This is a genomic window from Streptomyces sp. NPDC021012 (genome assembly GCF_044333355.1).
GTDB lineage: Bacteria > Actinomycetota > Actinomycetes > Streptomycetales > Streptomycetaceae > Streptomyces.
In genome coordinates this window covers 269,231-283,201 of the sequence record NZ_JBIRQU010000007.1, presented here as the reverse complement: position 1 = coordinate 283,201, position 13,971 = coordinate 269,231, and the positions used below count along the sequence as shown (strand labels likewise).

General features: G+C 75.2%; 12 protein-coding genes. 7 read left to right on the top strand and 5 right to left on the bottom strand.

Annotated elements, in window-relative coordinates:
- Positions 1 to 111: 111 nt before the first annotated feature.
- Positions 112 to 858 carry a hypothetical protein gene (locus ACH4TP_RS24185; RefSeq protein ID WP_398439097.1) on the top strand — a complete coding sequence of 249 codons (747 nt, stop codon included), beginning with the start codon at positions 112 to 114 and terminating at the stop codon, positions 856 to 858.
- On the top strand, positions 855 to 1,229 hold the full coding sequence (locus ACH4TP_RS24180) for a winged helix-turn-helix domain-containing protein (RefSeq protein WP_398184674.1): 375 nt from the start codon (positions 855 to 857) through the stop codon (positions 1,227 to 1,229). The genes ACH4TP_RS24185 and ACH4TP_RS24180 overlap by 4 nt, the downstream gene beginning before the upstream one ends.
- On the opposite strand, the gene ACH4TP_RS24175 is transcribed toward ACH4TP_RS24180, so the two are convergent.
- Positions 1,226 to 2,047, bottom strand: coding sequence for a DUF3626 domain-containing protein (locus tag ACH4TP_RS24175; protein WP_398439096.1), 822 nt, complete (start codon positions 2,045 to 2,047; stop codon positions 1,226 to 1,228). The two genes, ACH4TP_RS24180 and ACH4TP_RS24175, sit on opposite strands and share 4 nt — an antisense overlap.
- Positions 2,048 to 2,195: 148 nt before the next feature.
- Between ACH4TP_RS24175 and ACH4TP_RS24170 the strand changes: the two genes are divergently transcribed.
- On the top strand, positions 2,196 to 2,858 hold the full coding sequence (locus tag ACH4TP_RS24170) for a ThuA domain-containing protein (RefSeq protein WP_398439095.1): 663 nt from the start codon (positions 2,196 to 2,198) through the stop codon (positions 2,856 to 2,858).
- A 101-nt stretch (positions 2,859 to 2,959) separates the two neighbouring features.
- Positions 2,960 to 4,357 (top strand): NADP-dependent succinic semialdehyde dehydrogenase, encoded by a 1,398-nt coding sequence (locus tag ACH4TP_RS24165; protein ID WP_398439094.1) that lies wholly within the window; start codon positions 2,960 to 2,962, stop codon positions 4,355 to 4,357.
- 71 nt (positions 4,358 to 4,428) lie between these two features.
- Here the strand turns inward: ACH4TP_RS24165 and ACH4TP_RS24160 are convergent, their stop codons facing one another.
- On the bottom strand, positions 4,429 to 6,516 hold the full coding sequence (locus ACH4TP_RS24160) for a SpoIIE family protein phosphatase (RefSeq protein WP_389225783.1): 2,088 nt from the start codon (positions 6,514 to 6,516) through the stop codon (positions 4,429 to 4,431).
- Between the two features lie 127 nt (positions 6,517 to 6,643).
- Here ACH4TP_RS24160 and ACH4TP_RS24155 point away from each other — a divergent pair, with 127 nt between their 5' ends.
- The gene (locus ACH4TP_RS24155; RefSeq protein ID WP_398439093.1) at positions 6,644 to 10,015 is read left to right on the top strand and encodes a BTAD domain-containing putative transcriptional regulator; all 3,372 of its coding nucleotides are present in this window, start codon (positions 6,644 to 6,646) and stop codon (positions 10,013 to 10,015) included.
- Here ACH4TP_RS24155 and ACH4TP_RS24150 read toward each other — a convergent pair.
- Entirely contained in the window at positions 10,012 to 10,878 is an 867-nt protein-coding gene (locus ACH4TP_RS24150) for a siderophore-interacting protein (RefSeq protein ID WP_398439092.1), read from the bottom strand. The genes ACH4TP_RS24155 and ACH4TP_RS24150 overlap by 4 nt on opposite strands.
- A gap of 159 nt (positions 10,879 to 11,037) precedes the next feature.
- Between ACH4TP_RS24150 and ACH4TP_RS24145 the strand changes: the two genes are divergently transcribed.
- On the top strand, positions 11,038 to 11,238 hold the full coding sequence (locus ACH4TP_RS24145) for a hypothetical protein (RefSeq protein ID WP_189805916.1): 201 nt from the start codon (positions 11,038 to 11,040) through the stop codon (positions 11,236 to 11,238).
- Between the two features lie 175 nt (positions 11,239 to 11,413).
- Positions 11,414 to 12,592 (top strand): acyl-CoA dehydrogenase family protein, encoded by a 1,179-nt coding sequence (locus tag ACH4TP_RS24140; protein ID WP_398439091.1) that lies wholly within the window; start codon positions 11,414 to 11,416, stop codon positions 12,590 to 12,592.
- Positions 12,593 to 12,661: 69 nt separating this feature from the next.
- Here ACH4TP_RS24140 and ACH4TP_RS24135 read toward each other — a convergent pair whose 3' ends face one another.
- Both ACH4TP_RS24135 and ACH4TP_RS24130 read right to left on the bottom strand, forming a co-directional pair.
- Complete coding sequence (locus tag ACH4TP_RS24135) at positions 12,662 to 13,594, bottom strand: ADP-ribosylglycohydrolase family protein (RefSeq protein WP_398184693.1); 933 nt, start codon at positions 13,592 to 13,594, stop codon at positions 12,662 to 12,664.
- A gap of 12 nt (positions 13,595 to 13,606) precedes the next feature.
- The gene (locus ACH4TP_RS24130) at positions 13,607 to 13,888 is read right to left on the bottom strand and encodes a pyrimidine/purine nucleoside phosphorylase (protein WP_389225766.1); all 282 of its coding nucleotides are present in this window, start codon (positions 13,886 to 13,888) and stop codon (positions 13,607 to 13,609) included.
- Positions 13,889 to 13,971 lie beyond the last annotated feature (83 nt).

Below are 13,971 nucleotides of genomic sequence, written 5' to 3'. Positions count from 1 at the left end.
TGGGGCGCGGCGCGCCAAAAGATACAGAGATGTATCCGATGCGACAACGGATCGCGGGAGCGCCGGTTCGGTCTCTTGCCTCAACTGGTTTGTGATGCAAAGCTGATGCGCATGACAGACGCATCGGTGCCCTCGCCGGGCACGCCCCAAGAAGTCCTCGCCGGTCTCGGTGAACTGACCCGCCGGGTGCGCGCCGCCCAGCGCGCCACCTGGTTCCCCCTTCTGCTCCTCGGCGCGCTCACGCTGGGCGGAATCCTCGTCGGGCGTCTCACCTTCGAGGTCAAGACCGTTCCCTGCCCGCCGGGCGACCCCGCCGCGGGTGCCGGATGCACCGTGATCAGCCAGGGTTCGCCCTTCTACTGGACGATCGGTCTCGCCGTCGCCTACGCCGCGACGGCGTTCTTCTTCCTCCGCCGCTCCCGCAGCCGCGGCGTCGGCAGCCCGGTCGGGCCGTACGTCCTCACCGGGATCGTCCTGGTCGGTCTGGTGGCCGCCACCCAGGCGTGGAGCCTCCGTCACGGGATGCCGAACCCCGGCGAACCGCTCGACTTCTGGGGTCTGCGCCTCGACGCGGACTCCGGGGCGACGCTGTTCCTCGAACGGCTCACCGGCAGCGCCACGGCCGTCGGACTGCCCCTGCTGGTGCTGGCCCGGGTGGAACGCAGCCGCGTCCTGCTGCTGTTCGCCGCGGTGTACCTGGCCATCGAGCTGGTGCCGCTCGGGCCCGGCGGGTGGGGGATCCCGGCCACCTCCCCCTGGTCCGCCGTGCCCCACTTCGCCGTCCCCGGCGCACTCCTCCTGCTCGGTGCCCTCGGCTTCGCCCTGGCCGAGCGGTCCGGCAAGAGCGGCCGCTCATGAGCCGGCAGAACCAGCAGGGCGAACAGGCCCAGCAGGGCGAACACCCCGACCCGCACCCCGTCCTCGGCCTGGACGACGTCGTCCACCAGCGCGTGCGCCTCGGCATCCTCACCGTCGCCCACCAGGCCCGCCGCGTCGAGTTCGGCTTCCTGCGCACGGCCCTCGGCCTCACCGCCGGAAACCTCAGCCAGCACCTGACCGTCCTGGAGAAGGCCGGCCTCGTCGAGATCGAGAAGGGGTACGAGGGCAGACGCCCCCGCACCTGGCTCTCCCTCACGCCCGCCGGCGTCCGCGCGCTCCAGGACGAGGTCACCCAGCTCAAGCGGCTCATCCGGCAGATCGAACAGGGCGGTCCGGAACGGGAGCCCTAGGGACGGGCGGCAGGGGCGCCGAAGCGGGCCAGGTAGTGCCAGACCTTTTTGACGTCCTGCTGGTCGTACCGCCCCGACGCGGCCGCCTCCTGCACGATCCGGGCGTCCAGCAGGCCGTCGACCGCGATCCGGGCCGCGAGCTCCACGTACTCGGGCCCCCGGAAGTCGGGATACCGCCGCAGCTCGTCGACGGAGACGCGGAAACCCCCGTGCCACTCCACCGGACACGGCAGCCGCCGGGCCGCCTCCTCCACATCCGTGCCCCGGTGGCTCGGGTCCAGGACCAGCGCCTCCACGTCGCGTGCGATCACCACCGGGCCGTGGACCTGCGCCTCGATGTAGTCGTCGAGCGGATCGCTCCCGTCGGCCTCGGCGAGGGCGATCAGGCGCATCCGGGAGGCGACGCCGAAGTCCTCGGGCTCCAGGAAGCTGTCGGGGTAGCAGAAGCTCGCACGCTCCACGGCGGCCGCCGTGAGCCGCAGATGGGCGGAGCCGAAGCGGGGGGCCGCGCCGAAGGGGCGGCGGCGGAAGTCGAGGGCGCCGTACACCGGACGCGTCTCGGCCGGGGCCGCGTCGTACGCCCCGCCGAAGATGCGGCTCTCCCAGCGCCAGCGGTCCCCGCCGGGGTGGGCGGTGAGGCCGCCGTTGCTGCTGCCGGTGACGAACTGGGAGCGGTAGACCCCCTCGTCCGCGAGCCGGTGCAGGAAGTGGGGGTGGAAGTTGAGGGTGACCCGCAGGGCCGGGTCGAGCGGAGTGCCGGCGGAGCGGTCGGCCACATGGGCGAGCGCGCGCCGCCCGTGATCATGGAGGGCTGTCATCGCGGCAGTCTGCCCGAGGGGCGGGGCTTGCGGCGCGGGGTTTTCAGTGGCTACGGTCAGCGCGGTGGAGAAAGCGCTTTCCATCGCTTTCCCCCGGCTTTCTCCACCACTCGCCGTCCCCGTGCCGCACCACCCCCGGAGCCCCCGCGTGCCCACCGCCGCCGACGCCCTGATCTACACCCGTACGGCGGGCTACCGCCACGACTCGATCCCCGCCGGCGCCACCGCCCTCGCCGAGCTGGCGGGGGAGCTCGGCCTCGCCGCCGAGATCACCGAGGATCCGGGCGCCTTCACCCCCGAGCGGCTCGGCCGGTGCGCCGTCGTCGTCCTGCTCTCCACGACCGGGAACGTCCTGACGCCCGAGGGGCGCGCTGCCTTCGCCGCGTACCTCCGGGGCGGCGGCGCGCTCCTCGCCGTGCACGCCGCCGCCAACGCCGAACCGGACTGGCCCTTCTACGGCGAGCTGCTCGGCACCCGCTTCGCCGGCCACCCCGAGCTCCAGCCGGGCCGCGTCCTCGTCGACGCCCCCGACCACCCGGCGACCGCCCCGCTCCCGGACCGCTGGGCCTGGACCGACGAGTGGTACGACTTCACCTCCCACCCGGGGGACCGCGGCGCCCGCATCCTGGCGCGGGCCGACGAATCCTCCTACCGGGGCGGCACCCACGGCGACGACCACCCGCTCGTCTGGTGCCGGGACACCGGCCGGGGGCGCGTCTTCTTCACGGCGCTCGGGCACGCCCCGGAGGCGTACGGCGACCCGGTCTTCCGGGCCCACCTCTCCGGCGCCCTGGCCTGGCTCACCGCCTGAGCCGACCGCGCGGCGGTCACCCCACCGCCCCGCCCCTGTTGCGCCGGAGCCCAGGGAGCGGAAGGTTGCAGACGGGGGCCGATGTCAGGAGGAGAGACGTCATGGGCATCGCCACCGTGAACCCCGCGACCGGCGAGACGCTGCGCACCTACGAGGCCCACGGGCCCGAGGAGGTCGAGCGGCGCCTCGCCGCCGCGCACGAGGCGTACCGCCAGTACCGCACGACCTCCTTCGCCGAGCGCGCCCGGCTGATGCGCGCCGCCGCGACCCTCCTCGACGAGGACACCGAGGACATCGCCCGCACCATGACCACCGAGATGGGCAAGCCGATCGCGGCCGCCCGCGCGGAGGCCGGCAAGTGCGCCAAGGCCATGCGCTGGTACGCCAAGCACGCCGAGGAGCTGCTCGCCGACGAGCACCCGGCCGAGAACGACGTCCAGGACTCCGGCGCGGACGTGGCCCGGGTCCACTACCGGCCCCTCGGCCCGATCCTCGCGGTCATGCCGTGGAACTTCCCGCTCTGGCAGGTGATCCGCTTCGCCGCGCCCGCGCTCATGGCGGGCAACACCGGCCTCCTGAAACACGCCTCCAACGTGCCGAGGACCGCCCTCTACCTGGGCGACCTCTTCCGCCGCGCCGGATATCCCGACGGCTGCTTCCAGACCCTCCTCATCGGCTCCCGAGAGGTCGAGGGCGTCCTCAGGGACCCCCGGGTGGTGGCCGCCACCCTCACCGGCAGCGAACCGGCGGGCCGGTCCGTCGCCGGGATCGCGGGCAGCGAGGTGAAGAAGACCGTCCTGGAGCTCGGCGGCAGCGACCCGTACATCGTCATGCCCTCCGCCGACATCGTCGGCGCGGTGAAGACCGCCGTCACCGCGCGCGTGCAGAACAACGGGCAGTCCTGCATCGCCGCCAAGCGGTTCATCGTCCACCAGGACGTGTACGACGACTTCTCCGAGCGCTTCACCGCCGCCATGAACGCCCTCACCGTCGGCGACCCCCTCGACGAGTCCACCGACGTCGGCCCCCTCGCCACCGAGCAGGGCCGCGCCGACCTGGAGGCGCTCGTCGACGACGCCGTGGCCCGGGGCGCCACCGTCCTGTGCGGCGGACACCGCCCCGAGGAGCCGGCGCTCGCGAACGGCTGGTACTACCGGCCCACGGTCCTCACCGGCATCACCCCGGAGATGCGGATCCACCAGGAGGAGGCCTTCGGGCCGGTCGCCACCGTCTATCCGGTCAGCGACATCGAGGAGGCCGTCGCCGTCGCCAACGACTCCCCGTTCGGCCTCAGTTCCAACATCTGGACGCGCTCCGCGGAGGACGTGGCCTTCTGCGTCCGCGACCTGGAGGCGGGCGGCGTCTTCGTCAACGGGATGACGGCCTCGCACCCGGCGCTCCCCTTCGGCGGGATCAAGCGCTCGGGGTACGGCCGCGAGCTCTCCGGCCACGGCATCCGCGAGTTCTGCAACGCGACCACGGTCTGGCAGCGCGCCTGACCCCGGCCTCACCCGTTTCCGGCGCGCGCCCCGGCCCGGCCCGCCCGCTCCCGGATTCCGGGGCGCCCTCCTCAGCCGCCACCGCCGGGGCCGGCATCGGCCCCCACCGGTGCCGGTCCGATCTCGCACCACACCGCCTTGCCCTCGCCGCGCGGTTCCACGCCCCACCGGGAGGCCAGCGCGTCGAGCAGGAGCAGCCCGCGGCCCGAGGTGGCGGCCTCGCCGGGGGTGCGCCGCCGGGGCCAGGCGCTCGACCGGTCCTGCACCGAGAGCCGTACCCGCCGCACCGGCTCCGGCAGCACCTCCAGGGTGAGCACCGCCCCGCCCTCGGTGTGCAGCAGGACGTTCACCAGGAGCTCGCCCGTCAACAGCTCCGCGTCGTCGGCGAGTTCCGCCATGCCCCAGTCGCGGAGCGCCTGCCCGACGGCCGCGCGGGCGTCCGAGAGGCCCTGCGGATCGGCCTGGTGGATGTACTGGTGGATGCGCGGCGCCCGGGGCGTGCCCGGGTCCGGGCTGCGCCGCAGCACCAGGAGCGCCACGTCGTCGCCCGAACCCCACCGCTCCCAGAGGCGCTCGGAGAGGTGGTCGGCGAGCGCCTCCGCCTGCGGCGGGCCGCTGCTGATCGCGCCCGACAGCGCCGCGAGACCGGACTCGATGTCCGAGCCGGGCTGCTCGACGAGCCCGTCCGTGCACAGCACCAGCGTCTCGCCGGGAACGAGGTCGAGCCGGGTCTCGGGGAACTCCTCCTCCCCGAACACGGTCGCCAGGCCCAGCGGGAGCCCGCCCCGCAGCTTGGGCTGCCCGACCCGGCCGTCGGTGTGCCGGATCAGCGGACCGAGGTGCCCGGCCCGCACGGCGCGCAGGGTGCCGCTCGCCAGGTCCACCTGCGCGTACGTGCAGGTCGCGAAGCGGTTGGTGTCCAGCTCGGCGAGGAACCGGGAGGCCCGGGCGAGGACGGTCGACGGGGCGTGCCCCTCGCCGGCGTACGCGCGCAGCGCGATCCGCAGCTGCCCCATGATGGCGGCGGCGTGCGTGTCGTGGCCCTGGACGTCGCCGACGACGATCCCGACCCGGCCGCGGGGCAGCGGGATCACGTCGTACCAGTCGCCGCCGACCTGCCGTCCGCTCCACGCGGCGTGGTAGCGGACGGCGATCTCGCCTCCTGCGAACTGCGGGATGTTGCGCGGCAGCATCGTCGCCTGGAGCCCGGTCGCCAGCTCCCGTTCCTCGTCGAAGAGGATCGCCCGCTGGAGCGACTGGGCGACGATCGCCGCGAGGCCGAGCGCGAGGTTGCGCTCGTCCGCGTTGAACGAGGTGCGGCCCCGGTAGAAGAGGGCCATGCCGCCGAGCGAACGCGCCTGCGCCACCAGCGGGAGGTAGCAGGCGGCCCGGAATTCGAGCCGGGCGACGTAGGGGGCGAGTTCGGGGAAGTCCCGGCCCAGCGAGGGGAACGAGGAGACGAACCGGGGCCGCCCGCTCAGGACCGATTCGGCCAGCGGCAGTTTCCGGTCGAGGCGGCGGCTGCGGAAGTCGTTGAGGATGTCGAGGGATTCGCCGCTCAGCGCGATGATGTTGAGCGAGCCGTTCTCGACGAGACCGAGCGCGAGACCGTCCGCGCCGAGCCGGGCGAGGCCGCCCGGACCGGTCAGGGCGGCCGTCACGTCGTCCACGGTCACCGCCCGCGACAGCGCGTTCGTCGTCCGCTCGACGATGTTCGTCTGGACCTCGCGCCGCTTCTCCAGGTCCTGGACGAACGCGAAGTGCGCGACCTCGGCGGTCGTGTCCCGCACGACGCCGACGATCCGCCGGGCCCGGCCGTCGGGCGAGCGCAGGATCCGCGCCTGCACGTGCGTCCAGTGGGGTGAGCCGTCGGCCTGCGGGATGGGGAAGTGCGCCGTGTACGAGACGGCTCCCCCCTTGATCGCCTTCCGTACGACGTCCTCCAGCTTGGCCCGCTCCTCGGGGGCCAGGCGCGTCACCAGGGACAGCGGGCGCCCGTCGTAGGCCTCCGGGGCCACGCCGAAGAGCAGCAGCCCGGACTCGTCGACATCGATGGTGTCCGTGTCGATGTCCCAGTCGAAGCTGCCGGTCCGGTTCATGGCGAGCCACTCGGCGGGCCCGATCTCGCCACTGCGCGTACGCCGGTCGTCATCGGTCATCCTCCCCATTGTCGAACCCGCACCCCCCGGACGCCATGGCGGTGACACGGCGTGGCGCGAGTTCGCCGTCCGGACGGTCCCGGGGCCGTCCGGGACCGCGGTCACCCCGCCGGGGCAGAATGGGCCGGTGCAGCCGCCCTACCGCGTTCTCGGTCCCTGCAGGGCCTTCCGTACCGACGACGGGACGGAGGCCCCTCTGAGCGGTGCCAGGCTCCGGGCCCTCCTCACCGCGCTCGCCGCCGCCGGCGGGCGCGCGGTGGGCCCCGGCGCGCTGATCGACCAGGTCTGGGCCGACGAGGACCCGGCCGGCGACCAGGACCGTACGGCGGCGCTCCAGGCCCTCGTCGGCCGCCTGCGCCGCGCCCTGGGCCGCGAGGCCGTCGTCTCGGAGCCCGGCGGGGGCTACCGCCTCGCCGCCGGCCCGGACGCCGTCGACCTGCACCGCTTCGAACGGCTCGCCGCCGAAGGCGCCGCGGCCCTCGCCACCGGCCACGCCGAGCGGGCGGCCACGCTCCTCGACGAGGCCCTCGGACTCTGGCACGGACCCGCCCTCGCCGATCTGCCCGGCCGGGACACCGACCCCCTGGCCGTACGGGTCGAGCAGCGGCACACCCAGGCGCGGCGCGACCGGCTCGCCGCCGACCTGGCCCTCGGGCGGGCCACCGCCGCACTCGCGCCGCTCGCCGCGCTCGCCGCCGGGCAGCCCCTCGACGAGCCCCTCCAGGCCCTGCGGATCCGCGCCCTGCGCGCGGCCGGGCGGCCCGCCGAGGCCCTCGCGGCGTACGAGGAGGTGCGCGCCGCCCTCGCGGACCGGCTCGGCACCGACCCGGGGCCGGAACTGCGCTCCCTGCATGCCGAACTCCTCACGGAGGACGGGCCCGTGCCGGCCGCGCCGCCGAACACCCTGCCCGCCCGCCTCACCTCGTTCATCGGCCGGACCGACGAACTGGGCTCGCTCGCCGCCTGGGACGGGCGGCGGCTCGTCACCCTCACCGGGCCGGGCGGTGTCGGCAAGACACGGCTCGCCCTGGAGGCGGCCGGGACGTACGAGGGCCCCGTCCACCTCGCCGAACTCGCCTCCGTACGCGAGGAGTCCACGGTCGCCGCCGCCGTCCTCACCGCGCTCGGGGCCCGCGAGACCCAGCTCTGGCACACCCCCTCCGTCGCCCCGGCCGACCCGAAGGACCGGTTCGCGGCCCTCGTCGAGCACTGCGCCGGCCGCCGGATGCTGCTCGTCCTCGACAACTGCGAGCACGTCGTCGCCGAGGCGGCGGAGCTCGCGCAGACGCTCCTCACCCGCTGTCCGGGCGTCACCGTCCTCGCCACGAGCCGGGAACCCCTGGGCGTGCCGGGAGAGGAGGTCCGGCCCCTGGGCCCGCTGCCCGTGGACATGGCGCTCCGGCTCCTCGGGGAGCGGGGCGCGGCCGCCCGCCCCGGGTTCGACACGGCGCAGGACCCGGAGGCGGCGGAGGAGATCTGCCGCCGGCTCGACGGGCTGCCGCTGGCGATCGAACTGGCCGCGGCACGACTGCGGATGCTGTCGGCCCGGCAGATCGCGGACCGACTCGACGACCGCTTCCGCCTGCTGACCTCCGGCGCCCGCACGGTACTTCCCCGCCAGCAGACCCTGCGGGCCGTGGTCGACTGGTCCTGGGAGCTCCTCGACGAGGCCGAACGGGCCGTCCTGCGGCGCCTCGCGGTGTTCACGGGCGGCTGCGACCTGACGGCGGCGGAGGCGGTGTGCGGGGGCGGCGGGGGCACGGGCGCGGACTCCCTGGACACGGACGGGGCGGACGCGGGTACGGACGCCCCGGGCGCACCCGGTCCCGACGCGCCGGGCGGTGCGGCCCCGCAAGGGGCCGACGTCCTCGACCTCCTGGGCGCGCTCGTCGACAAATCGCTCGTGGTGGCCGCGCCGGAAGGCGCCGGGATGCGGTTCCGGCTCCTGGAGACCGTGGCCGAGTACGCGGGGGAACGGCTGGACGAGGCCGGGGAACGGGCGGCGGTGGAGCGGCGCCACCTCACGTACTACCGGGAGCTCGCCCGCCGGACCGACCCGGAGCTGCGCGGTCCGGGCCAGCTCGCCGCCATCGCCCGCTTCGAGCGGGAGCACGACAACCTGCGCGGCGCCCTGCGGACGGCCGTGGCGCTCGGCGACGAGCAGGAGGTGCTCTGCCTGGTCCACGTGCTCAGCTGGTTCTGGCAGCTCCGCAACCACCAGGGCGACGCCCGCACCTGGGCCGTCGAGGCGGGACGCCTCGGCCCCGACCCGTTCCGGGCGCCCGTCCGCCCCGCCGAGCCGTTCGACGGGCGGTGCGTGGACGTGCCGCCGCCGTGGACCGGCGAGCGCCTGTGGGAGGCCCGGCGCGGCGGCCGGATGTACGCCCTCGCGACCGAGGGGGTCGAGGACGACACGGCCCTCGAACGGCCCGAGACCCGCGCCCGGCTCGCCGCCCTGGCCGCCGCGTACCGCCCCGGCCTCCCGCAGACCTGCCGGCAGCCGGGCACGATGTGGTACTTCGCCCGGCTCATGACCGGGGAGCTCTCCGGACTCGACGAGACACTGAGCCTGATCGTCGACGCCTGCCGAGCCCACGCCACCGGCTGGGACCTGGGCTTCGCCCTCCTCATGCGGGGCAAGCTCGCCGGCTCCGGTGCCGACGCCGCCGAGGCGCTCGCCCTCTTCGAGGCCGCCGGGGACTCCTGGGGGATCGCGGAGTCCCTCGCGGCCCGGGGCGAGGCGTACGAGCGCGAGGGACGGCTCGCCGAGGCCGTCGCCGACTTCGAGCGGGCGACCGAGGCCGCCGCCCGCGTCGGCGCCCGCTCCCAGGTGCCCGTCTTCACGGCCCGCCTCGCGGCCGTACGGCTCCGACTCAGCCCGGAGGGGGACGCGGAGGCCGAACGGCTCCTGGCCGAAGCCGCCGACGAGGCCGGGCAGTGGGGCGCCGAGGCCGCCGGCGCCGGGCGGCTGCTGCTCGCCCAGCACTACGGCCACACCGGTCGCACCGGTCTCGCCCGCGCGCAGCTCGCCCTCCTGGAGAAGGAGTTCGGGGAGGTCACCCCCGCCCTCTTCTGGGGTCTCGTCGGCGGGACGTGGGCGTGGCTCGACTGCCTCGACGGCGCCCACGACCGGGCCCTGGAACGGCTCGCCCGGGCCGTCGTGGACGTGGAGACCCTCGCCCACCTCGTCGCCCCGCACCTCGTCGTCGCCCAGTTCGGGACCGCCGCCTGGGCCCGCGGCGGCCGCGGCGCACCGGGCGACGCCGAGACGGGAGCCCGGCTCCTCGGCGCGTACGACGCCCACGCGGGCTCCGACACCGGCGGCGGCTTCCGCCCCTTCACCCCGCAGACCGAGGCCGCGATCCGGTCCCGCGCGGAGTCGGTGCTCCGCGCGGCCCTGCCCCCGGAGACGTACACCCGCCGGCACGAGGAGGGCACCGGCCTCTCCCTCAGGGAGGCCGCCGCCCTGGTGCGGCCCGACCCGCCGGACGGGCCCTAGCCGAGCGACAGGCGCTCGCGGGCCTCGGCCAGGTCCTCCGGGGTCGGCGCGTCGTCCTGGGTGAGGCGGCGGCGCCAGTACCCGGTGAAGTGGACCGCGCGCCGGTCGACGCCCCGCTCCTCCACGAGGTGCCGCCGCAGTCCGCGCACGGCGGAGGCCTCGCCCGCCAGCCAGGCGTACGGCGTGCCGGCCGGCAGGGTGTCCGCCCGTACGGCCTCGGCCGGCGAGTCGCCGTCGCCCAGGAGGCGCACGGTCAGGTCGCCGGACGTCGGCAGCGGCTGCTCCTCGGCCGGGTCGGGGAGCTGGACGTACGCGAGGGCCCGGTGGCCCGGCGGCAGCGCGGCGACGACCGTGGCGAGCGCGGGGAGCGCGCAGGCGTCGGCGTACAGGAGCGTCCAGTCGCCCGCACCCGGATCGACGGGGGCCGCGAACGCCGCCGAAGGGCCGAACACGCCCAGCGCGTCCCCGGGCCGCGCCGACCGGGCCCAGCGCGTGGCGGGGCCCTCGTCCCGGCCCTCCCCGCCGTCCCCGTGGAGGAAGAAGTCGATGTCGACGGTCCCGGCCGCCGGGTCGTGCGCCCGGAGGGTGTAGCTCCGCATCCAGGGGCGTTCCGTCTCGGGGAGCGCCGCGTACGCCCCGTACCAGCGCATCACGTCGCCGTCGGGCTCGGGCACGGGGAGGACCGGCTCGGTCTGGCCCGGCCGGGGGAAGAACAGCTTCACCTGCTGGTCGGGGCCCGCCAGGACGAAGCCGTCGAGACTCGGGCCGCCGAGGGTGACCCGGAGCATGCGCGGGGTCACCGGGCGGACGGCGGTCACCCGCAGGCGGTGCAGGGGCAGGGACCGGGACGGGGACTGGGGCATCGGGACTCCTCGGGGGCGACGGGGCCGGGATCCCACCCTCCCCGTGCCGGTCGACACGCCGCCGACAGCCCGTCGACACGCGCCGGCCGCGGCCCCGGATGCGCTTCGGGGGACCGGACACGAGAATGGCGAGTGCCGGACGAACACGTAGGAGGCGGCATGAACGCTGAGCCCGACAAGACGTCCCCGGGGGACTTCCCGACGCCCGACCGGCTGCTGCACACCGGGTCGGAGGGCGAATACACGCCGGAGGACGTGGTCCTCGCCTCCGGTCGCGACGTGAATCCGAAGAACCTCGCCTGGGCGGAGCGCCGCATGGCCGAGAAGGGGCGCGCCTGCATGGACGAGCTCCTGCCCTAGGACACACCACCACCATCCCGCAGGCCCCGGATCGGTCGCCCCGAACCGGGGTCGCGGGCATCCCGGAGGAGTCCCGGGCCTTCCCCATTTGTGGAACACGTTCTACCGTGGCCGCCGTCGCGCGTCGCACCGCAGGGAAGACGCCGCGGACGCCGCCACGGGAGGACGGGACGCCATGCACCTCGAGTACACGCCCGCACAGAACAGCCTGCGCGCCGAGCTGCGGGCGTACTTCGCCGAGCTGGTCCCGGACGACGTCCACACCCGCTACGCGGACCCGGCCGCCCAGAAGCGCTTCTACCGCGAGACCGTGCGGCGCCTCGGCACCGACGGCTGGCTCGGGGTGGGCTGGCCCGCCGAGTACGGGGGGCGCGGACTGACCCCCATGGAGCAGTTCATCTTCTTCGACGAGGCCGCGCAGGCGGGCGTGCCGCTGCCCCTCATGGCCCTCAACACCGTCGGTCCGACGATCATGCAGTACGGCACGGACGAGCAGAAGGCGTGGTTCCTGCCCCGGATCCTCTCCGGTGAGATCGACTTCGCCATCGGCTACAGCGAGCCCGACGCGGGCACCGACCTGGCCGCCCTGAAGACCCGCGCGGTGCGCGAGGGGGACACGTACGTCGTCAACGGCCAGAAGATCTGGACGACGAACGGCGACACCGCCGACTGGGTGTGGCTCGCCGTCCGCACCGACCCCGACGCCCCGCCGCACAAGGGCATCACCATGCTGCTCGTACCGACGAGCGACCCCGGCTACTCCTGCACGATCATCAACACCCTCGCCTCCCACGACACCACCGCGAGCTACTACGACGACGTCCGCGTCCCGGTCTCCCGCCGCGTCGGCGAGGAGAACAAGGGCTGGCGGCTCATCACCAACCAGCTCAACCACGAGCGCGTCACCCTCGCCGCCCACGGCACGATGGCGATCCGCGCCCTCCACGACGTCCAGCGCTGGGCCGCCGACACCCCGCTCTCCGACGGCCGCCGCGTCCTCGACCTCCCCTGGGTCCGCCGCACCCTGGCCCGCACCCACGCCCGCCTCGACGCGATGAAGCTCCTCAACTGGCAGATGGTCAACGCCGTCCAGCACGGCACCCTCACCCCCCAGGACGCCTCCGCCGTCAAGGTCTACGGCTCCGAGGCCCGCCGCGACGCCTACGCCGCCCTCATGGAGGTCGTCGGCGCGGCCGGCGCCCTCAAGGAGGGCTCGGCGGGCGCCGTCCTCCACGGCGAACTCGAACGCGGCTACCGCTCGGCCGTCATCTTCACCTTCGGCGGCGGCAACAACGAGATCCAGCGCGAGATCATCTCCTGGATCGGCCTGGGCATGCCCCGCGTCCGCCGCTAGGGCGCGCCCGGCCCGGCCGCGTCGCGCCCGTCCCGAGGCCGTCGCCCTCCTGGAACCGTCCCTCGCCGATCACGCCGTGCGCGCGGCGGCGTGGGGACCGTGCTCCGGGGGCAGCGGTTCGCGGGCCGCGTGCCAGGCCGGCGGGAGGGCGGAGACGCCCGTGCGGGCGGCGATCACGCCGCCCGCGATGGCGCACGTGGTGTCGATGTCGCCGCGTCCGGCGACGGTGGTCCAGAGGCCCTCGTGGAGGTCGTCGAGGTGCCCGGCCGCGCACCACAGGGCGTAGGGGACGGTGTCGGGTCCGGACATCCGGTAGCCGGAGCCCAGGACCTCCGCGGCATGCCGGACCGAGGTGCGGTCCGGCATCCGGGACGCGATCCGCACCCCGGACCGGACGTCGCTGTCGGGGAGCCGCGCGGCGACCGCCCGGAGGAAGTCCGGCCGCGCCGGGGCGGCCCCGCCCCGGCTGCGGGTGGCGAGGGCCGCGGCGAGGGCCACCGCCACCGCCCCGGCGACCGCCTCGGGGTGGTGGTGCGAGACCACGCTCTGCGCGGCGGCCCGCTCGGCCACGGCGTCGAGGTCGTCGGCGAGCCAGGCGCCGAGCGGGGCCACGCGCATGGCCGCGCCGTTGCCCCAGGAACCCTGGCCGCCGAACTGCCCGGCGACCACGTCCCGCCAGGGCTCGCCCGCGCCGATCCGGCGGAGCACGTCGTGCATCGAGGCGCCGTAGCCGCGGTGCGTGTCCTCGGCGTAGGCCTCGGCGAGGCGCAGGGCGAGACGGTCCTGGTCGACGGCGCCGCCGCCTTCGGCGAGTTCCCGGACGAGCACGAGCGCCTGGGCGGTGTCGTCGCTCCACTGCCACAGCGGCTCCGGAGGCAGGATCCGCGCCTCCAGGGCCGCCGGTCCTTCCCGGCGCAGGATGCCGAACCAGCGGTCACCGAAGGCATCGCCGAAGGCGAGCCCGGACAACGACTCCAGCGCGGCGACAGGCGGTTCGCTCATCGGATCAGTATGTCAGCGGTACTCGCACAGGTAGGCGGTGTCCACCGCCACCTTGAGCTGGAACCGGCTGTCGCCGGGGACCTCGAAGCGGGTCCCGGCGGCGAAGGTCTCCCACTCGGCGGCGCCCGGCAGCAGGACCGTCAGGGCGCCGCTGACCACGTGCATGGCCTCCGCGGCGGCCGTGCCGAACTCGTACTCCCCGGGGGCCATGACGCCGATGGTCGCCGGGCCCTCCTCCTGCGTGAACGCGATCGACTTGACCGTGCCGTCGAAGTACTCGTTGACAGTGAACATGGGCGTCCTCGGGGGGATTCGAGCGGAAAAGGGGTGGCCCGGTCATCGTGTACCGGCCACGGACAGGGGCACCTTAACCGCGC

What these genes read in the sequence shown, in the direction of transcription:
- ACH4TP_RS24185 (WP_398439097.1), top strand. Translation starts at nt 112, where the DNA reads ATGACAGACGCATCGGTGCCCTCGCCGGGCACGCCCCAAGAAGTCCTC.
- ACH4TP_RS24180 (WP_398184674.1), top strand. Translation starts at nt 855, where the DNA reads ATGAGCCGGCAGAACCAGCAGGGCGAACAGGCCCAGCAGGGCGAACAC.
- ACH4TP_RS24175 (WP_398439096.1), bottom strand. Translation starts at nt 2,047, where the DNA reads ATGACAGCCCTCCATGATCACGGGCGGCGCGCGCTCGCCCATGTGGCC.
- ACH4TP_RS24165 (WP_398439094.1), top strand. Translation starts at nt 2,960, where the DNA reads ATGGGCATCGCCACCGTGAACCCCGCGACCGGCGAGACGCTGCGCACC.
- ACH4TP_RS24160 (WP_389225783.1), bottom strand. Translation starts at nt 6,516, where the DNA reads ATGACCGATGACGACCGGCGTACGCGCAGTGGCGAGATCGGGCCCGCC.
- ACH4TP_RS24150 (WP_398439092.1), bottom strand. Translation starts at nt 10,878, where the DNA reads ATGCCCCAGTCCCCGTCCCGGTCCCTGCCCCTGCACCGCCTGCGGGTG.
- ACH4TP_RS24145 (WP_189805916.1), top strand. Translation starts at nt 11,038, where the DNA reads ATGAACGCTGAGCCCGACAAGACGTCCCCGGGGGACTTCCCGACGCCC.
- ACH4TP_RS24140 (WP_398439091.1), top strand. Translation starts at nt 11,414, where the DNA reads ATGCACCTCGAGTACACGCCCGCACAGAACAGCCTGCGCGCCGAGCTG.
- ACH4TP_RS24135 (WP_398184693.1), bottom strand. Translation starts at nt 13,594, where the DNA reads ATGAGCGAACCGCCTGTCGCCGCGCTGGAGTCGTTGTCCGGGCTCGCC.
- ACH4TP_RS24130 (WP_389225766.1), bottom strand. Translation starts at nt 13,888, where the DNA reads ATGTTCACTGTCAACGAGTACTTCGACGGCACGGTCAAGTCGATCGCG.